We start from the raw sequence: 20572 nt of genomic DNA, 5'->3' as shown, positions 1-20572 counted from the left end.
GGTTACCAGTTTGTGACTGTACCGGAATTGTTGGATATGGCACGAAAAGAGTTGGAGATAGCACAAAAAGAACAGAAGTGACATGTAATTACTTATCAACGGTTAACCGTTAGCTTTTGACAGTCAATGGTCAACTTTAAACCCATAAATAGGTAATCAGTTATGCTCAACTTGAGATTAACCTAACCTTGGAGGCTTTGATTGTTGACCTTGGTATCTTTTATTCTTAATTTTACCGCCAAAATGGCGACATAGCTTTCTGAAATTTAGTTATCCTATTCGATAAGTTATCTACCCAAATTAACCTAGCAAACCGAGATTGAAATCTTCAACCAAAACAATACTGTTAACTGTTGATAAGTTAACGGTTAACTGATCATGACTTACCCAAAGTTCATGACTTACCCAAAACTCGGCACCAAACGCGCTTATGTAGTTATGGTGTATTTATCTAGTAGTTGGCTTTAATAACAAACCCTAGACGTAGATTGAATACGTAAGTCCTGTGTTCTTATGCTCTACAGCTTTCCTTGTGGTTGTAGGGTTTCATAGTTGTGACACCCAAGGTCAAAAGTCAAGGTTCATTCTTCCTGCAATTGGGTATTAATTTATCCTGTCTATCTAGTTTACCAGATAATAAATCGGCTAATCCAACATTGGAAAGACTATAAATTATGAACAATGACAATCAAGAAATAAATTCAATGACTATCGAAGATCTCAATAACTTCGAGCCAATTAGCTTTGATTTAAGTGAGGAAGATATCAAATCCATTAAAGGGAGTAGAAGATTAGGTATAAAATCACTTCCAGACAACGTTGGTCATGGATTTATATTGCAAATTTTCCCAAACCCCCCAGAAGGGTTTAACTATCATCCAACCCCCTATGGTATCAAACTTGATTGCGATTGCTTTAAAATACGCATTATGGCCTTTCCTGGTGATGAAGAGATGTTATTCCCAGAAATTTAGATATCTAACAACTTCATCATTCATTTATCCCAAATCCAAGTTTAATATCGTCATAATAAAATCAGCGCGGATTTGGTATTAACCTGTCTGAAAATAGGTAAACTATTTGATAGTAATGCTTAATGGTAATACTTAGCAATTACCAGCCATAGATACTCATAAAGTTGCTATTATTAGTTAATAAAATTAATTAATTTTAAATAATTAAACAGCTTTTAATTGACTGTTAATAGTCAGCAGTTAAGGGTCAAGAGTTAACAAAAATACAGTCATGAGCTCTATCAGCGAATTAGCGATCGCATATATTGAAGGTTATAAAAATCAGACTTTTGAGAATTATACTAATCTTCTGACCGAAGCATGTCAGATTCACTAACCTCCCCATGGCATGGCATGGGGAGGTGATTTGTATCGCCAGTGCGCTCGTCATCGAGAGTGGTTTGCTAACTCTCTAATTATCAATGCACCGGAATAAGGCAAGGGTTCTCAAGAGGCTTGGCAATTATCCCAGTGCATCCAAAACCAGGATTTTACTAGGTTAGGTCGTAATCACTCCATCGACGAGTCCCGCCACTCAAAGATGTTTGTTACCTTGCTTAATATTCTCTTTCCCAGGTTAAAGGTTGAAGGTTAAAGGTGATCAAACCAACCTTCAACCTTCTAACCTGCAACTGGTAACCCAATCCAACCTGGAACCTTTAACCTTTAACTGCTTTAGCCTACTGTCGAAGAAACTAACTCCCGTTCTTCTACCACATCAGGATTGGCTTGAGGAGTATCCGCCTCAGAAGGGGGTACCACTTGCCAGAATTTGGGCAGATATTCAGACCAGTTGTCCAGAATCATGTTGGCTTTCGGGCTACCAGTCCGAGTGGCATGGTCTTGAATTAAGCCTTTCAACTGCTGCTCTCCAGCCGCTGAAATCACCCGTTGAATATTGACATCCTGGTTCACTTTGGCCGGAAAACTCTCCTCTTCATCTAGGAAGTAGGCTAAACCACCAGTCATACCAGCACCTACATTGCGTCCAACTTTCCCTAAGACTACAATTACACCACCGGTCATGTATTCACAGCAGTGATCACCAGCTGCCTCAATCACAGCATAGCCTTTGGAGTTGCGCACACCAAACCGCTCACCAGCACCGCCATGGGCAAATAATGTTCCACCAGTGGCACCGTAGAGGCAGGTGTTACCTACAATCACATTGTTAGCTGGGTCATAGGTGGCATCAGCCGGTGGTTTGATAATAATTTCACCACCATGCATCCCTTTGCCTACATAGTCATTCGCTTCACCAGTTAAAATCAGGGTCATACTGGGCAGGTTAAAGGCACCAAAGCTTTGACCGGCAGCCCCCTTGAAGTTGATAGTAATATGTCCATCGAAACCACTGTTACCATACTGCTTGGCAATTACCCCGGCAATTCGAGCCCCTACAGTACGGTCAGTGTTCACGATGTCCACATCTTTAGTCACAGACCCATGATTTTGAATAGCATTCGTCAGGTCAGCGTCAGCCAGCAGTTGATCATCTAGGACTGCTCCGTTGCTGTGGACATCGTTATGGTTGAGCCAACTGCGGTCTGTGCGAGTATCAGGCAGCTGAGTCAGACAATCTAGATTCAACATAGATGTCTTAGTCAACTCAAGGCCCTCCCGAACTTTGAGTAGATCAGCCCGACCAATGATATCCTTTAAAGAACGGTAACCTAGTTTGGCAAGAAGCGATCGCACTTCCTGAGCCACAAAGTAGAAGAAGTTGACCACGTGGCCTGGAACCCCGGTAAAGCGCTGGCGCAGGCGTTCTTGCTGAGTAGCAACCCCTACAGGACATTGATTGGTATGGCAAATCCGTGCCATAATGCAACCTTCAGCAATCATCGATACCGAACCGAAACCGTACTCTTGTCCTCCCATCAAGGCAGCCATCAGTACGTCCCAACCAGTTTTTAAGCCACCATCTACCCGCAGCAAAACGCGATCGCGTAGTTGGTTTTCCATCAAGATCCGATGTACTTCAGTTACTCCCAGTTCCCAAGGCGCTCCAGCGTGCTTAATTGAACTCAGGGGAGATGCTCCAGTACCCCCATCATGACCAGAAATTTGGATTACATCCGCATTAGCTTTAGCTACCCCAGCCGCAACAGTTCCAATCCCAATTTCTGCCACCAACTTCACAGATACCTTAGCTTGAGGGTTAATCTGATGCAAATCAAAAATCAGCTGCGCTAGGTCTTCAATGGAATAGATATCATGATGGGGTGGTGGGGAAATTAGGGTTACTCCTGGCTTGGAACGCCGCAGCTTAGCAATGTAGGGACTAACCTTCTTACCTGGTAACTGACCCCCTTCCCCTGGCTTAGCACCTTGAGCAATCTTAATTTCTAACTGCTTCCCACTCATCAGGTACTCTGGTGTTACTCCAAAGCGACCAGATGCTACTTGTTTAACCGCAGAGGAAGCAACATCCCCATTACGTAATCCCTTTAAGTGAGGTAGAGTCTGAGAATGACCAGTCTGATCCACATCATTCAGAATGCTGAAGCGCACTGGGTCTTCTCCCCCTTCACCACTGTTGGATTTACCGCCAATCCGGTTCATAGCAATAGCTAGAGTTTCGTGAGCTTCTCGGGATAGAGAGCCTAGGGACATTGCTCCGGTACAGAAGCGCTTGACAATTTCCTCAACAGGTTCTACTTCCTCAATCGGAATAGTAGGTTGGTCGCTGTTGAAGTCCAACAAATCTCGTAGTGCAGTTGCTGGACGCTCTTCCAACAGTTTCCGATACACATCGTAGTGGTCGTAAGCTTCTTTGTTAGCGTCAAGGCTTGAAGGTTTAACCTGCAACTTGCTAACTTCCAACTCTTTGTGATTTTTACCGTTACCATTCTTAGAGGATTGGTCACGGACGAAAGAGGAAACCGCCTTGTGTAGGGCTTTAGCCATTTCAGGGCTGTTCATGTGATACTCGCCCCGAGGACGGTAATTGATAAAGCCAAAGTTTTCCAGTTTCTTAGCAGTCAGGGGGAAAGCCCGCTTGTGAAACTCCATCACTTCCTGAGCTAAATCAGCAATACTCAAACCTCCCAGCCGGGATGTAGTTCCCTTAAAGGCTAGTGCCAATAAATCCCCACCAATGCCAATTGCTTCAAAAATCTGAGCACCATGGTAAGACGATAATAGGGAAATTCCCATCTTAGATAGGATTTTCAATAAACCTGCTTGTACCGCCTTGCGATAATTTTTCTGAGCTTGGTCTATAGTCAGGCTTTCCAGTTTCCCCTGGCCCATCAATTTCTGAGTCTTAGGATTAGCCCACCAATTCCGTACCGATTCCCAAGCCAAATAAGGACAAACTGCTGATGCACCATAACCAATTAAGCAAGCATAGTGATGAGTACTCCAGCATTGAGCCGTTTCCACAATAATAGATGCCTTCATCCTTAATCCTTGAGAGATCAGGTGGTAGTGAACCGCACCTACAGCCAACATCGGTGGAATATAGGAGTAGTTTTCAGAAAGCCCTCCAGCAGTTTTATCACTCAAAATCAGAATCGTTTTACCAGCCCTTACCGACTCAGCCGCTTGGTCACACAGACGATTCACAGCTACGTCTAGCCCCCCTGGACCAGTAGCAATTTCAAATAGAGTAGACAGTTCAGCTGTTTCAAACCCTGACCCTTTCACCGCTGCCAACTCCGCCTCATTGAGGACTGGGGTTTCCAGCTTTAACAACTGGGCGTACTCCGGCTTAGCTTCTAATATATTCCCTCGCTCACCCAGCTCTATACTCAACGACATCACCAAACTTTCCCGTAGAGGGTCAATCGGTGGGTTAGTGACCTGGGCAAACCGTTGTTTGAAATAGTCATAGAGAAGCCGAGGCTTATTGGAGAGTACCGCCAAGGGAATATCATCTCCCATACAGAAAGTAGGTTCTTTCCCCTGGGTGCTCATCGGCTGGATGATCATCTCCACATCCTCAGCAGTGTAGCCAAAAGCGGTCTGCTGACGCAGTAACTCAGCCGCCTCTTGTTCAGGAGCCTCAGTAAAGGGTTGGGGTTCCAATTTTACACGGTACTGCTTGAGCCACTGACCATAGGGTTGCTGAGCTGCCACCCGTTGCTTGATGTCCCAGTTTTTTAGAATTTCGTTGCTTTGCAGGTCAACAGCAATCATTTGCCCTGGTCCGAGTCTGCCCTTTTCCACAATCTCGGATTCTGGCAACTCCACTACCCCCACTTCTGATGCCACCACCACATAGCCATCCCGGGTAATGCTATAACGAGCCGGTCGTAATCCATTTCGGTCTAGGCTGGCTCCCACTGTTTTCCCATCACTGAATACTAATAGCGCTGGACCATCCCAAGCTTCCTGAATTCCACTGTAGTATTCATAAAAATCAACAATTTCCGGATAGTTATCCAAATCCGGCTGATTTTGGTAAGCCTCCGGCACCATGATCATTAATCCGGTCAGAGGACTGCGTCCAGATTGCACCAGTAATTCAAATACATTATCTAGGATGGCTGAGTCACTGTTTTCTGGATTGATAATAGGCTTGATCTCATCTAAGGAGTTATTTGGTTTGAGGTTAGTGTCGGTTGCAGGTTCAAGGTTATTTGCCTTCAACCCTTTTTCCCAAACCGGATGAGCCAAGTCAGCCTCCCGGGCTATCATCCAGTTGACATTGCCCAACAGAGTGTTAATCTCACCATTATGTCCCAACAAGCGCATCGGTTGAGCGAGGGGCCACTTGGGCATAGTATTGGTGCTAAAGCGTCGATGATAGACAGCAAAACCACTTTGGTAATCAGGATTTTTTAAGTCTAAATAAAACTCTCCAAGTATCGCTGAGCGCACCATGCCTTTGTAGACAATCGTGCGACTGGAAAAAGAGCAAAAATACCAATCTTCAGGCACTCGGATGGTACTCTGAGATTTTAGTGCCTTAGCAATGCGACAGCGAGTTTTAAACAGCAAACGCTCCAGTTCATCTCCTATCTCCCCTTCAGAAGCTACGATCAACTGTTCCATATGGGGTTGATTAGCTTTCGCTTGGATACCCAGGATCTCTGAACATACTGGTACCACACGCCAGCCTAAAACCTTTAAGCCTTCTTGAGCAAGGACTTCCTCAACAATTGACTTACCTTGGCTAACCAAGCTCTTATCCTGAGGCAAGAATACCATCCCAACTCCCAACTGTTCCGTAGGAGGCTGGTCAATTCCTTGTTCGGTGAACCATTTTTGCAACAGTTTCCAGGGAATAGCAGTCAATAAGCCTGCACCATCCCCTGAATCTTGGTCAGCACTACACCCCCCCCGGTGTTCTAGACAACCCAGTGCCACTAGAGCTTGTTCAATCAATTTATGGGTAGCTATACCCTGGCCAGACGCAATAAAGCCAACCCCACAGGCATCTCGTTCCTCCACCAACCAACGTTGACCTGGATAGGGTATCCTTGTGTGATACTGTTGTAGATCTTCCTGGTTTTTCTGGTTATCGATATTATTCATCCAATTATTCACGGTGTTTAGTGATGCTTTCATTACAGATTGAGGACTATTAACCTAGTAGCAGTGACCTATAGACTGCTACTAGGCTGGAAAAATCAACAATGATTTACCATCAATGGTGAGCCAGAAGTTGGTTGGGTCTAATCCCGATTCCCTGGGTGAAACAATCTATCAAGCTTTTTTCCCTTAGAAACTCCTATCCTGAGTATCCAATGAAATCTGGTCAGCTGCTGACAAAAAAGCTACATCCTCCGACACAGAGCAACGGATGTAGTTAACCATTACAGGTTTTACCAGTAGCAACACGTAAGCGTGCTTCAACAATGGGATGCAACTAAAATGGCATGCAACTAACCACCTAGCTGATGACCAAAGTGACCAGGGTTCCATGACGCTGGCATAAATCCTAGAAACTTACATATATAGGTGGATAGTCATGATATAAGAAATAGGTTAGCGATAGCAATACCTAATTTCTCCATAAACCTACTGAAAATTTTACTCCGGAAGAAATTCGTGGATTTACCGTAGCAGTCTTCCAGACCATTGAGCGAAACTCAAAATAGCTTTCTTAACGACTCTTTTACAGTGACAGGACTTGATGTTGTCACAGTAGCCTTCATCACAGTCTTAGTTTAGACCAGGTGGCATCTCCTCTCTAAATGCCTAGGTATTAGGCTCATGGTCTTAGGTCTTACAAAAGGGGGAGTTGAGGGCCTCCGTGCTTGACCCGGAGCGCTTCATAACTTTTTTAGAACCCACTTAGCCTCAATGCCTAGAGCCTCAATGCCTAGAGCCTAGGTTAAGAGTATTTGAAATTAAACCTTCTCTATAGTTTTTGCTGACTGATTTAGGCTATGAAAGGATAGCTTTCAGCCAAATCAGTCCTTTGAGGAAACAGGCTACTAGCTGCAACCAATGCTCAATGGAACCCTTTGATGGTGACTAGAGTAACACCAAAGACCGGAATTGATACTACAAAAGTGTGGACTAAGATCTCCAAGCTAGCCATTACCCTCTTGCTCCTAATTCTATTCCCAGCATCCGTAGCTACGGCAAATAGGCGAGTTGGAGCAATTGAACCCTTAATCTTAAATAGCTTTAAAGAGTTACTTAACCAGTTGCCCCCAGCAGATGAAGAGACCCCTGTCCTCGTTCAAAGTTTATCCCAAACCACCCAGGAGAACATCCTAGTTTTAAAGGGGAAGAAACTATTGGAAGAGCTACCACCCATGCCTGATAACACCTTAGAGGTAGAATTTTTCTCTGTCCCCCCCCAGGTGATCCGACAAGGGTTTCAAGTGTATTTAAATGGTCAGCGGATCAACTTACCTTGGCAGCAGTGGCTGGTGGGAACCTCAGTGCGCACTGGCATCAGTGATGTAGGAGCGATGCAAACTTTGGGGATAGAAATGCTCAATAGTAAAGATTTTACCCAGCAACCGATTCGGTGGTTTTCTAAACCCCGGAGTACATCAGTAGTCTTCCCCAGCCAAGTTAGTGGTGCTTATCGATATCTAGATATTACCGATTTTGCCAAAACAGCAGGTTGGCAGTTACAAGTTCACGGGGATAAGCTGTATATCTCTTCCATGCCAGCCAGGGTGAAGGCTATTCGCCAGGGACGTCAGCCTTGGGGTAATCGTATTGTTCTTGATTTAGACCGCCCAACCTTCTGGCAAGTCAATGACCGACGCACTGAAGGTGTGATTACAGTAGCTGCCTCAGCGGACCTGTCACTAGTCAAGGGTTTTAATGCTCTAGAGGCTACCAAGATCCAAGGGCCTGAAGATGTAGCTCCCATTTCCGTGGGTGCTCCTATGGATAAACCGGTTATCCGCTTAGAAAGCCATCAGAACCAAACTAGGCTCAGGGTGGATTTCCCCAAAGGTAAACGTCTGCGAGTTTTCACCTTGCCTAACCCTTTTCGATTGGTGATTGATTTGCGACCCGATGCCATGGTAAAGAAAAATATTCTCTGGGCACCCGGCATCCAGTGGCGTCAGCAGTTGATTAGTCTCAAAGATACTAGCTTCCCAGTGGTGTGGCTGGAGGTTGACCCCAAATCTCACCGGTTACGCCTCAGACCCATTGGCAGTAATGCTACGACCCAAGTGGGAACAGCCCCACTAATTAAAGCTGCTCAGTGGTGGCAAGCATCTGCTGCAATTAATGCTGGCTTTTTCAACCGTAACAACCAATTGCCCTTAGGAGCAATTCGCCGTGACAGTCGATGGTTATCTGGTCCAATTTTGAATCGGGGAGCGATCGCTTGGAATGATCGCGGTCACTTTAAACTGGGACGACTCAGCCTCACCGAAACCTTAGTTACCTCAAACCGGAAACGTTTGCCAGTACTATTCGTCAACAGTGGTTATGTCAAAGCTGGCATTGCCCGCTACACTCCCGCCTTCGGACCAACCTACACTCCCTTAATTGATCATGAAATCATTGTAGTTGTCCAGAACAACTCGGTCACCCATCTGTTGCCTGGAGGACTTGCCGGTCAGCAAGCCTTTCCTATCCCCCCCAATGGCTATCTAGTTACCCTTAGAGCCAACAGCACAGCCGTTCATGATCTTAGTATCGGTACCCAAGTGCGAATTGAGGGGAGTACGTTTCCTGCTGACTTCAATGGCTACCCCCATATTCTCGGTGGTGGACCACTGCTACTACAAGATCGAAAAATTGTTTTGGATGGCAAATCGGAACAATTTAGTGATGCCTTTATTCAGCAGTCTGCTCCACGCAGTGCTATCGGAACCACTGCTAATGGCACATTGATTATTGCTGCTTTTCAGTATAGTCATACTGGAGACGGCCCAACCTTAAGGGAAACAGCTCAGTTGATGCAGAAATTGGGAGCCATTAGTGCCCTCAATCTTGACGGGGGTAGCTCAACTGGACTTTATCTAGGTGGTCAACTCCTAGATCGGTCTCCCTATACAGCAGCACCAGTTAACAACGGTCTGGGCATCTTTTTTACACCTGTTCCCTGATAGTTTAAGAAGTATTAAGTATTAAGTATTAACTATGAAGGAAGTATGAAGTGTTCAGATTTATTAAGATTTTTGTAAATCACGAATCCCTTAACTATAGGTTTATTCAGCTGATACTTAGGTAAAGATAACTATATAAGAGTGTAAAGACTTTATATAAATTCAGGTAATCCACTAATTTGGCCTGAAAAATTTAGTTATAGTTTGCTAGATTTTTCGATAGTCAATTACCCTTGATTTTGTCTAACCTAGAATTAGTAAGCAATTAGTAAACTTTCCCAAAATCACTTAGCTAGACGTTTTCAGGAACAAAACCATGGTTCAGTCAAAAGAAATTTCTCAAGTTTCGGCCATTACCCTACAGTCATCCCGAGTAGCTGAAGGCGTTGCCGCTACCGAACTACGACCTTGGGGGTCTTTCACTGTCTTAGAAGAAGGACGGGGATACAAAATCAAGCGCATTGAAGTCAAGCCGGGTCATCGCTTAAGTTTGCAGATGCACTACCATAGGAGCGAACACTGGATTGTTGTCAGTGGTACAGCTAAAGTTATTTGTGGCGATAAAGAAGAAATTATTCATCAAAATCAATCAACCTATGTTCCCCAAGGCTATGCTCATCGACTAGAGAATCCTGGTGTTATTCCCCTCGTTTTAATTGAAGTCCAGAATGGAGAATACCTCGGAGAAGATGACATTATTCGCTTTGAAGATGACTATGCCCGCAGCAAACCAGAAGACAAATAGATTAAGTCATTAGTTGTAAGTATTTGTAAGCAATCAGCTATCAGCAATCAGCTTTAAGCTTTTGAATAAAAGAGGTAAGCATTCGTTTAATCTTGACGGCTGACAGCTGACAATTCTTTAGTTAGTAGTCATTAGTCATTAGTTAGAAGTTTTTAGTAGGTCAAAAAAAGCCTCTTGGCAGTGACCAATTACTAATGACTAATGATTAATGACTATTCCTTTTTGAGGTAACATTAGCTGGTGCTAGTTGTTGCGTATAGTTAGTATCGTTAATGATTAAACTGAGTAAAGCTGCTGCGAGTGAGATTAGACGTGTACAGTCCAAGCGTCAAAACCCAGACGCCAAATTGCGTCTAGGTGTCCGCCAGGGTGGGTGTGCTGATTTTTACTACACTATTGACTTTGAGCAAGTGATCAATTATGAGGATCAGGTCTATGACTGTGATGGCATCAGTGTCATCGTAGACCCGGAAAGCCTAAAAACTATCAATGGCTTAACTCTAGATTACTCAGAAGACCTGATGGGAGGAGGGTTTCGCTTCCATAACCCTAAAGCTTCAGAAAGCTGCGGCTGCGGTAATTCCTTTCGTGTAGACCCATCAAAGGATTCAGATTGACACCAGAGTGTTAAATGCGATATAATCACCTTTGGTTTGTTTGTAGTTGATTAAGTTCAATCAACCAATGTTTATTAAGCCGTAACTCATGCCCACCATTCAGCAGCTCATTAGTAGCGAGCGCTTCAAAGCTAAGAAGAAAACTAAGTCCCCAGCGCTGAAACAATGTCCCCAGCGCCGTGGTGTTTGTACTAGGGTGTTCACAACTACACCCAAAAAACCCAACTCCGCCTTACGAAAGGTGGCAAGGGTTCGTCTGACTTCAGGATTTGAAGTAACAGCCTATATTCCTGGTATTGGTCATAACCTACAAGAACACTCCGTCGTTATGATCAGAGGTGGTCGTGTTAAGGACTTACCTGGAGTGCGATATCACATTATTCGGGGTACCCTTGATACGGCAGGAGTTAAGGATCGGCGTCAAGGTCGTTCTAAGTATGGGACAAAGCGCCCTAAGTAAACTCACGAGAATTGACTCCTCTAAAGTAAGAGACTTTCAGCAATAGAGTTGCTGTGTTCTCACCCACGCCCATCTAAACCCCAAGGGGACTCCCGTTATAGCCGACCGACTTAGCGGAAGACCGGGCGTATAAAGTGCTCCCGCAGGTGACCCACACAGCCCCTTGGGAATTGGAGACTAGAACTGTTGCGCTTCCTTGATAATTTGAGCATTATTAATAATTAATGCCCTCGAAAGAGTAGCGGTTTGTGCGCAAGCTGAAAAGCCTCTGAATCAAGCATAAACCAAAAATTTAAAAAGTAAGCCCAATAATTTTATTGGAGGGTTTAGAGGCTGTTTGGCTCAGCCATTAAGAGTGTAAAATTCTTAAGAATCCCAGCGACCTAGGAGCCGCTACGCGAACGCTATAATCTACGGGCTTTGCCCGACGCGGGGCGCGTTCGATTTAGCGACGGGAGTGTCAAAAGCTAACTGTATCACCAGGGTTAATCACACCAGGGTTAATCACACTAGGATTAATCACAGGAGTGTAGTTGATTGCCTTGGTTAATTTTTAATAGTAAACTGTATTTTTGATTTTTTCTTAAGCTTACTTATGTCTCGTCGCTCAGTTGTTAAAAAGCGTCCTGTCCCCCCTGACCCAGTCTATAACAGTCGCCTGATTTGTATGTTGGGGTGTAGACTCATGCGTCATGGCAAGAAATCCCTTGCCTACCGAATTATCTATGACGCAATGAAAATCATTGAAGAAAGAACTGGAGCTGATCCCATAGAAACCTTTGAAAAAGCTGTGCGTAACTTGACCCCTCTAGTAGAAGTCAAGGCTCGCCGGGTTGGTGGGGCAACCTATCAGGTTCCTATGGAAGTAAAGGCTGAGCGAGGGACTACTCTAGCCCTACGCTGGCTGATTAAATTCTCCAGAAGTCGCTCCGGTCGGAGCATGGCTAGCAAATTGGCTAATGAGCTGATGGATGCTGCCAATGAAACCGGAAATGCTATTCGCAAGCGTGAAGAAACCCATAGAATGGCAGAGGCAAATAAAGCTTTTGCCCACTATCGGTACTAATTATCCTAAAAAGCCTAGAACAAGAACCTGGTAGCTATAGGATAATGTCCACAAATGCCTAAAAAAACTTAAAAAAAGTATAAAATTGTAAATAGATAGCTACCTGGTGAGGAAATGGTGGCACCAGACAAAGGAGGTAACCGTGGCACGCACCATCCCGCTTGATAAAACACGCAATATCGGCATTGCAGCTCATATTGATGCGGGCAAAACAACAACAACTGAACGAATCCTGTTTTATTCCGGAATTGTTCACAAAATTGGTGAAGTCCATGAAGGTACAGCTGTAACTGATTGGATGGACCAAGAGCGGGAGCGGGGAATCACGATCACTGCTGCTGCAATTAGCACCAACTGGCGAGAGCATCGGATTAATATTATCGATACTCCCGGTCACGTTGACTTCACCATTGAAGTTGAGCGCTCCATGCGGGTATTGGATGGTGTGATTGCTGTGTTTTGCTCCGTAGGTGGTGTCCAGCCTCAGTCTGAAACCGTCTGGCGGCAAGCAGACCGCTATCAGGTGCCTCGAATTGCGTTTGTTAATAAAATGGACCGCACAGGAGCAAACTTCTTCAAGGTCTATGAGCAAGTTCGTGACCGATTGCGCTCCAATGCTGTTCCCATCCAAATCCCGATTGGTAGTGAAAGCGAATTTAGAGGCATTGTTGACTTGGTGAGGATGCGAGCCAAGATATACACCAATGACTTGGGAACTGACATCGAAGATACAGAAATTCCTGAAGAAGTCAAAGAGCAAGCCGAAGAATACCGTGCCAAACTAGTGGAATCGGTGGCTGAAACTGATGAGGCGTTAATTGAGAAGTACCTTGAAGGAGAGGAAATCACGGCAGAGGAAATTCGTGAAGCCCTGCGCAAAGGAACCATTGAGGGCAGAATCGTTCCTATGTTGTGTGGCTCTGCATTCAAGAACAAAGGGGTTCAGCTGCTGTTGGATGCGGTTATTGATTACTTACCAGCTCCGATTGATGTTCCGCCAATTCAAGGTACTATGCCTAAGGGTGAAACCGTCGAGCGGGTGGCTGATGACGAGGCTCCTATGTCAGCTCTGGCATTCAAGATTATGGCAGACCCCTATGGTCGCCTAACTTTCCTGCGGGTATACTCTGGGGTACTCAAGAAGGGGAGCTATATCCTCAATTCCACTAAGGGTAAGAAGGAACGAATATCTCGCTTGATTGTCTTGAAGGCTGATGACCGCATTGAAGTAGAGGAGTTGCGGGCTGGAGACTTGGGGGCTGCCGTTGGTTTAAAGCATACTATCACTGGGGATACTATTTGTGACGAGCAGTCTCCCATTATTTTGGAATCCCTCTTTATTCCAGAACCAGTAATCTCGGTGGCAGTAGAGCCAAAAACTAAGCAGGATATGGAGAAGCTATCCAAAGCCCTCCAAGCCCTATCTGAAGAAGACCCTACCTTCCGGGTCAGCATTGACCCAGAAACCAACCAAACCGTGATTGCGGGCATGGGTGAGCTGCACTTGGAAATCCTGGTAGACCGGATGCTGCGAGAGTTTAAGGTAGAAGCGAATGTGGGCGCTCCCCAGGTAGCCTATCGAGAGACGATTCGTAAATCAGTCCAGGCGGAAGGTAAATTTATCCGTCAAAGTGGCGGTAAAGGTCAGTACGGTCACGTTATTGTTGAATTGGAACCAGGAGATACTGGTAGTGGTTTTGAATTCGTCTCCAAGATCGTAGGTGGTTCTGTACCGAGAGAGTACATCTCTCCTGCTGAACAGGGGATGAAGGAAGCCTGTGAATCGGGAATTCTAGCAGGGTATCCAGTGATCGACGTGAAAGTTACCCTAGTAGATGGGTCTTATCACGACGTAGACTCTTCAGAAATGGCATTTAAGATTGCTGGTTCTATGGCCATGCGGAATGCTGTGATGAAGGCTGCCCCAGTACTCCTAGAGCCTATGATGAAAGTTGAGGTGGAAGTGCCGGAAGACTTCCTTGGGGATGTCATGGGTGACCTCAACTCCCGCCGTGGCCAGATTGAAGGTATGGGTTCTGAAGACGGCATTGCCAAAGTCACTGCTAAAGTTCCATTAGCAGAGATGTTTGGTTATGCTACGGATATCCGGTCTAAGACCCAAGGTCGGGGTATTTTCTCTATGGAGTTTAAAACCTATGATGAAGTACCTCGCAATGTGGCAGAAGCCATCATTGCTAAGAATCAAGGGAACGCATAACAAAAAAAAGGAACATGTAATTCATGGCACGCGAAAAGTTTGAAAGGAATAAACCCCACGTCAACATTGGCACGATTGGTCACGTAGACCACGGCAAGACTACCCTAACTGCTGCTATTACTATGACATTGGCGGCTCAAGGGAAGGCAAAAGCGAGGAACTACGAGGAAATTGATGCAGCTCCTGAGGAAAAAGCACGGGGGATTACCATCAATACTGCTCATGTGGAGTACGAAACCGAAAATCGCCACTATGCCCACGTGGATTGCCCAGGCCACGCTGACTATGTGAAAAACATGATCACGGGTGCGGCGCAAATGGATGGGGCAATTCTGGTGGTTTCTGCCGCTGACGGTGCCATGCCACAAACTAAAGAACATATCCTCCTAGCTCGGCAGGTGGGAGTGCCTAACATCGTGGTTTTCTTAAATAAGAAAGACCAAGTAGATGATGAAGAACTCCTAGAGCTAGTAGAACTCGAAATTCGGGAACTGTTGAGCGAATACGACTTTGACGGGGACAATATCCCGATTGTGGCTGGGTCAGCCTTAATGGCTGTAAACGCCCTGACCGAGAATCCAAGCATTGCCAAAGGTGACAATGAGTGGACTGATGTGGTGCTATCACTGATGGAGAATGTAGACTCATACATTCCCACACCAGAGCGGGATGTGGATAAGCCATTCCTGATGGCAGTGGAAGATGTCTTCTCCATCACTGGTCGGGGAACTGTTGCCACCGGTCGAATCGAGCGGGGTAAGGTTAAAGTTGGTGAGACGGTAGAAATCATCGGGCTTAAAGAGACCCGTAACACCACCGTAACTGGTGTGGAAATGTTCCAGAAGACCCTAGACGAAGGGATGGCTGGAGACAATGTTGGGCTACTGCTACGGGGTATCCAAAAAGAGAACATTGAGCGGGGTATGGTACTTGCCAAGCCCGGTTCAATCACCCCTCACACCAAGTTTGAATCTGAGGTATACGTCCTCAAGAAAGAAGAAGGTGGACGTCATACTCCCTTCTTCTCGGGCTATCGCCCTCAGTTCTATGTACGAACCACCGATGTGACTGGCACTATTGATGCCTTTACTGCTGACGATGGCTCTACAGCTGAGATGGTGATGCCAGGCGATCGCATCAAAATGACAGTGAGCCTGATCAACGCCATTGCGATTGAACAAGGAATGCGCTTTGCTATCCGTGAAGGTGGTCGCACCATCGGCTCAGGTGTGGTCAGCAAGATTCTCGAATAGCAGTACTCTACTATAGAGTAGGAGCAGGGAAGTTCTAGCTTCTCTGCTCTTTATTCATGTTTATTTTACCTAAAAGAACCTAGAAAATTAAAAAAATGGCAACTATTCAACAGCAGAAAATTCGGATTCGACTAAAAGCCTTTGATCGACGCTTGCTAGACACCTCCTGTGAGAAGATTGTGGATACAGCAAACCGGACAAATGCTACAGCTATTGGCCCGATTCCCTTACCCACTCGACGTCGTATTTACTGTGTTTTGCGATCGCCTCACGTTGATAAAGATTCTCGGGAACACTTTGAAACACGTACTCACCAACGGATTATTGATATTTATCAGCCTTCTTCAAAGACTATTGATGCTCTGATGAAATTGGATTTGCCTGCTGGAGTTGATATTGAAGTTAAGCTTTGATCAAAATGGCTCCTTATCCTAGGATTAAATCCGACAGGATTAATCCCTAGTATAGGAGCCAACGCTTTTTAATCTTGCTGGTTCATCTTGATTTTTACTATAAACTAATAGAGTCTCTAGGTTTGCTCTCCCACCTACGAAAGTAAAAGTATAGGCATGATTTCAGAAGTAAGGTTTCCAGTAATATTTTGCTAAGTAATCACCGTATTCAGACCTGATTCTACGAGCTGAGACAGACTTTAGGTTTTTGATTAACTGACCGAGTTCAAAGGTTGGGTGTGCTTCAAAATGTAAATGAACATGATCACCTTCACCAGCAAACTATAATAATGTGCATTGCCACTTGACCAGGAAATTTCGAAATATCTCCACAAGCGATTCCAACATCTCTTTAGTTAGACACTTGTGGCACAACAGCCGATAAAGGGAACTGAGCGGATGAGGCGGTGAGGAAATCGAAGTAGATGAGCATCCTATAAAAATGTCTAACTATTGATGTGGTGGGAGAAAAATGTCTGAGATACAACCAAACGAGTGGTTGAAGTGGATCTGTTCAAGTCAAAATTTTGATCAGCTACGTCAGAACTATGATCAATGGGCAGATCAGTATGAAGTAGATGTTGGTGGAGTATGGGAACCTGTTCCCATGACAGCGGCATTTATGCTAGCAGAGTATATGGACGACAAGCAGGGTGTAATCCTTGATGTCGGGGCTGGAACAGGTCTAGTTGGTGTTGCATTGGCTGGGTTGGGATTTGAACAGATGATAGGCATTGACATATCGCCTGCTATGTTAACCAAAGCGGCTGAAAAAGGCGTATATAGCTCCTTAGTTTGCTGCTCGATCGGCGATGAACGATTCAGAAACTTGGGAAGGGCAAGTGGCATCATTGCCACAGGAGTATTTGCCGAGAGCCATGCTGGACCAGGAGAACTGAGCACACTTCAAGACAGTATTGAGCCTGAAGGAATTTTAGTGTTCACAGCACGTCAGAGCTTTTTGCCTCAACTTCAGGAAGTCCTCGACCAACCAGAATGGACTCTTATCGATTCCAAGGTTATGCCGATTTACGACGACCCCATGTATCTTATAGCATCCAAAATTGGAAATACAACTAAATCGTAAATAAAAAATGAGTTCAGAATTGAAAAAACTCGAACAAGTTAACCAGGAACTGGCGAGGGTTCGTGAGATTAGTCACCGTGAATTGCTGGATATGAACGTGATTCAAGAAAGCCAAGAGTTGGTTCATCGAGTTGGTGCAACCAGCGAAGCTAAACAAAGGCTGCCCTTCACGAAGTTATATCTACCGATGGCTTTCACAGGCATTTTGGAGCCCAACAAGTCAGTTGATCAGACTCATCGTGCAATCCTGATTCTATTACCGGGTACAGGAACAACTTTTTCTGTTGCCGAGACACTATGTGATATTGCAGGAACCTTTCATGGGCGAAAAAGCAAGAACCGTGGACGTGGGCGAAAGAGCAACCAAAGTTTATTAACTGAATTACTGCCTGATGGTGAGACGTTCCGTGTAGCCTCTTTTCCAACTGACCTGCCCCTCAATGGTATGGGTTCAAATGCCCCCTTTGAGTTTGCCAGCGAACAGGGCCTTATAACCGTGATTCGCCACGTCCATCTTGTGTTATCACGCCTCTATCCTGACCGCCCAGTTTTTATTGCTGGACGCAGCCAAGGCGGTATAGCTGCCATACTTTATGCCCAGCATTATGATGATCTAGCCGGGGCAATTGCTGTCAATCCGCCCCATCCCGACCCAGAACTGTTTCAGTTTACTGTTCAATATTTGGAGGATAAAGCTAAAGTTCTGGCTGACCTTCTCCATGCCCCAGGTGTGACCCTACACGAGCGTAGCTGGGAAGCTTACAAGACTTTCACACCTGACTTTGACTATCCATCTAGACCATCCCTATCTCCAATCCTAACTTTGGTTAGCTTGGGTGATCCCTTCAACTTATTTCCCCAGTATGCCCATGCACTGAAGGCATTTGCAGAAAATGACGAAAAAAATCAGTTGCACATACTTGATGCAGGGCACAATCTTTGGGACAGGAAATCAGTAGAAACGTATCGAGAAGTCATTAATTTGCAGGCTCAATTTATGTTAAGCCAGATCAAATACAGCGATAACAACTATGACTGATAGTAAAATAATGCAAGTCGGTTAAGGTTCTTAATTCATAAAAGTTGGTTATTCAGTACCTTTTATGCTAAATTTCCAGTTAAAACACTCAGAAAGCTTACTGTACAAGTGAAATGATGCTATTTATAGCAGTCGAAGTAAAGTTTAAGACATCTTTTCCTCCCTGCTCCCTACTCCCTGCTCCCTTTCCAGCAAAAGACTATGTCCTAAACCATACTTCCCTTGGTATAACTAACAAACAAAATTTCCTGAATACGGCCTCTTCCCACTACTCCCTGCTCCCTGCTCCGAATTCCCTTTGCCAAAGTGTTTATTAGACCTCTTGCAAAAGTATTTTTATGATAGTGTTTGCGTCAATTATTGTCCACTATTCCCTATTCCCTGTTCCCTGTTCCCGACAACTGCCGGGAAGTCTAGTTATCATAACAAGTACGGAAGATCCATATTTGTTCCCTTATTAACATTACATTTATTAGTTATAAGCTGATGCGCATTTAAATTGCTTTTTATCTGTTCCCTATTCCCATATCCGCTGTTCCCTTTGAACAATTTAGGTATCCCAATCTAAATGCTGAACAGCTTAGCAGTTCTCATATTAATAAGGCACGCACATTAATAAGGCACGCACACCTATTTTTTCCCTGTTCCCTAAAATACCAAACTTGTGTACCTCACCTATTTGAGAATTGCTATATATTGACTTTTTTTATTTTCCCTCAAACAACTCAGTGAGGATCTCTAAAGCAACCTGAATCTGATCGCTATTGATGATCAGGGGTGGGCAAAACCGAATTGCTGCTTTACCGCAACCGACTAGCAATAAACCCTTATAGAAAGCCCCATCCACAATGCGATTTCGTAGGTCTGGGTCGAGATTTCCATCGGCATCGATTAGATCGATTGCCATCATTAAACCCTTCCCCCGTGGCAAGGAAACCTGGTCAAATCGCTGTGCCAGTTCAGTTAGACCTGCCTGCAATACCTCTCCCATCTGGTGAGCATTATCGATCAGTTCTGCTTGTAATAGTTCCAAGGTGACATTGGCAGCAGCACAAGCTACTGGATTGCCCCCAAAGGTTGCAGCATGGGAGCCAGGAGGCCAGGTCATTAGTTCCGGTCTAGACAGGATAGCACCCAGAGGTAGACCGCTGGCAATGCCTTTAGCCAGGGTAATAATGTCAGGCATCATACCCCAGTGTTCAATGGCAAAAAGTTTCCCAGTCCGCCCCATTCCCGACTGAATCTCATCTACAATCATCAGGATACCGTGGCGAGAGCAAATCTGGCGAATCCGCTCCAAGAAGCCATCGGACGGTACAATATAGCCGCCTTCCCCTTGAATTGGTTCGAGAACGATCGCAGCGACCTCCTCTGGTGGCAATACACTTGAGAAGAGTTTTTCTTCTAGATAATCAAGACTGGCATGGGTTCCATAGGGAATGTGTGTAACACCGGGAAGCAACGGTCCAAATCCTTGACGCTGCACGATTTTGGAACCTGTTAGAGACATCGCCCCATAGGTGCGCCCGTGAAATCCACCCTGGAAGGAAACTATTCGCGATCGCTTTGTATAGTAGCGGGCTAGTTTGATAGCACCTTCGATTGATTCTGCTCCAGAGTTGGTGAAACAAACACGGGCACGACCATCTCCTGACTCTGGAAAAGGGGCACGTACAGCTAGATTTTCCGCTAGTTTCACCATCGGTTCATAATAAAAATCAGTTCCCGATATATGTAGGAGATTAGCTGCTTGGTTCTGTATTGCCTGAACCACTTGAGGATGAGCATGACCAGTTGCAGTTACCGCAATTCCTGCAGTAAAGTCTAGAAAAACATTGCCGTCCACATCTTCGACCATACAGCCCTCACCTCTGGCAGCTGCTAACGGGTAGCTGCGAGTATAGGAGGGGGAACTCACGACGCGATCGCGTTCGATAAGCGCCCGGGCACGGGGTCCAGGCAAGGATGTTCTCAGTTGGGGAACCCGAGGCTGAGTGCGGTTGGTGGGAATGCTAAGCATTTAAGTAATCATTTTCAATGGGTAACAGAGCAATTATATTGGACTTTGGACAAAAAGGGGAGCTAGTTAGCGAGTGTTATTAGCTAACTAGCTCCCAAAAGAAGGGGCGACAGAAATGA

General features: G+C 45.2%; 15 protein-coding genes and 1 pseudogene. 13 read left to right on the top strand and 3 right to left on the bottom strand.

Annotated elements, in window-relative coordinates:
- The first annotated feature begins 674 nt into the window (after window positions 1–674).
- Window positions 675–974: a hypothetical protein gene (locus tag F6K57_RS18025; RefSeq protein ID WP_293069660.1), complete on the top strand. Its 300-nt coding sequence runs from the start codon at window positions 675–677 to the stop codon at window positions 972–974.
- A gap of 714 nt (window positions 975–1688) precedes the next feature.
- Here the strand turns inward: F6K57_RS18025 and F6K57_RS18020 are convergent.
- The gene (locus F6K57_RS18020; protein WP_293069694.1) at window positions 1689–6497 is read right to left on the bottom strand and encodes a glutamate synthase-related protein; all 4809 of its coding nucleotides are present in this window, start codon (window positions 6495–6497) and stop codon (window positions 1689–1691) included.
- Between the two features lie 938 nt (window positions 6498–7435).
- Between F6K57_RS18020 and F6K57_RS18015 the strand changes: the two genes are divergently transcribed.
- The 8 genes from F6K57_RS18015 (at window position 7436) to rpsJ (ending at window position 16268) form a co-directional block, all read left to right on the top strand.
- Window positions 7436–9496, top strand: coding sequence for a phosphodiester glycosidase family protein (locus F6K57_RS18015; RefSeq protein ID WP_293036355.1), 2061 nt, complete (start codon window positions 7436–7438; stop codon window positions 9494–9496).
- Between the two features lie 316 nt (window positions 9497–9812).
- Window positions 9813–10241 (top strand): cupin domain-containing protein, encoded by a 429-nt coding sequence (locus F6K57_RS18010; protein WP_075904465.1) that lies wholly within the window; start codon window positions 9813–9815, stop codon window positions 10239–10241.
- Window positions 10242–10513: 272 nt separating this feature from the next.
- A complete protein-coding gene (locus F6K57_RS18005) occupies window positions 10514–10858 on the top strand; it encodes an iron-sulfur cluster assembly accessory protein (protein ID WP_293036351.1) in 345 nt (114 codons plus the stop codon).
- Window positions 10859–10946: 88 nt separating this feature from the next.
- The gene (gene rpsL, locus F6K57_RS18000) at window positions 10947–11318 is read left to right on the top strand and encodes a 30S ribosomal protein S12 (RefSeq protein ID WP_071106977.1); all 372 of its coding nucleotides are present in this window, start codon (window positions 10947–10949) and stop codon (window positions 11316–11318) included.
- Between the two features lie 595 nt (window positions 11319–11913).
- Entirely contained in the window at window positions 11914–12384 is a 471-nt protein-coding gene (gene rpsG / locus F6K57_RS17995; RefSeq protein WP_008179641.1) for a 30S ribosomal protein S7, read from the top strand.
- 142 nt (window positions 12385–12526) lie between these two features.
- On the top strand, window positions 12527–14602 hold the full coding sequence (gene fusA, locus F6K57_RS17990) for an elongation factor G (protein ID WP_293069657.1): 2076 nt from the start codon (window positions 12527–12529) through the stop codon (window positions 14600–14602).
- Between the two features lie 23 nt (window positions 14603–14625).
- Window positions 14626–15855 (top strand): elongation factor Tu, encoded by a 1230-nt coding sequence (tuf, locus tag F6K57_RS17985; protein ID WP_293036344.1) that lies wholly within the window; start codon window positions 14626–14628, stop codon window positions 15853–15855.
- 104 nt (window positions 15856–15959) lie between these two features.
- A complete protein-coding gene (gene rpsJ, locus F6K57_RS17980; RefSeq protein ID WP_198954346.1) occupies window positions 15960–16268 on the top strand; it encodes a 30S ribosomal protein S10 in 309 nt (102 codons plus the stop codon).
- A gap of 162 nt (window positions 16269–16430) precedes the next feature.
- Here the strand turns inward: rpsJ and F6K57_RS42060 are convergent.
- Window positions 16431–16574 (bottom strand): annotated as a pseudogene (locus F6K57_RS42060) (transposase); the annotation flags it as partial.
- 205 nt (window positions 16575–16779) lie between these two features.
- Here F6K57_RS42060 and F6K57_RS17975 point away from each other — a divergent pair.
- The 4 genes from F6K57_RS17975 (at window position 16780) to F6K57_RS17960 (ending at window position 18894) form a co-directional block, all read left to right on the top strand.
- Complete coding sequence (locus tag F6K57_RS17975; protein ID WP_293028282.1) at window positions 16780–17394, top strand: class I SAM-dependent methyltransferase; 615 nt, start codon at window positions 16780–16782, stop codon at window positions 17392–17394.
- A gap of 7 nt (window positions 17395–17401) precedes the next feature.
- Window positions 17402–18433 (top strand): alpha/beta fold hydrolase, encoded by a 1032-nt coding sequence (locus tag F6K57_RS17970; protein ID WP_293069654.1) that lies wholly within the window; start codon window positions 17402–17404, stop codon window positions 18431–18433.
- Between the two features lie 113 nt (window positions 18434–18546).
- Window positions 18547–18750, top strand: a complete 204-nt coding sequence (locus F6K57_RS17965) for a hypothetical protein (RefSeq protein ID WP_293069652.1) — start codon at window positions 18547–18549, stop codon at window positions 18748–18750.
- A 21-nt stretch (window positions 18751–18771) separates the two neighbouring features.
- A complete protein-coding gene (locus F6K57_RS17960; protein ID WP_293028270.1) occupies window positions 18772–18894 on the top strand; it encodes a hypothetical protein in 123 nt (40 codons plus the stop codon).
- A 245-nt stretch (window positions 18895–19139) separates the two neighbouring features.
- On the opposite strand, the gene F6K57_RS17955 is transcribed toward F6K57_RS17960, so the two are convergent.
- The gene (locus F6K57_RS17955; RefSeq protein ID WP_293028267.1) at window positions 19140–20453 is read right to left on the bottom strand and encodes an acetyl ornithine aminotransferase family protein; all 1314 of its coding nucleotides are present in this window, start codon (window positions 20451–20453) and stop codon (window positions 19140–19142) included.
- Between the last annotated feature and the right edge of the window lie 119 nt (window positions 20454–20572).

It is taken from the genome of Moorena sp. SIO4A5 (assembly GCF_010672005.1).
In the GTDB taxonomy this organism is placed as follows: Bacteria; Cyanobacteriota; Cyanobacteriia; order Cyanobacteriales; family Coleofasciculaceae; genus Moorena.
The sequence above is the reverse complement of the archived record's forward strand: the minus strand, read 5'-3'. Positions and strand labels throughout refer to the sequence as shown.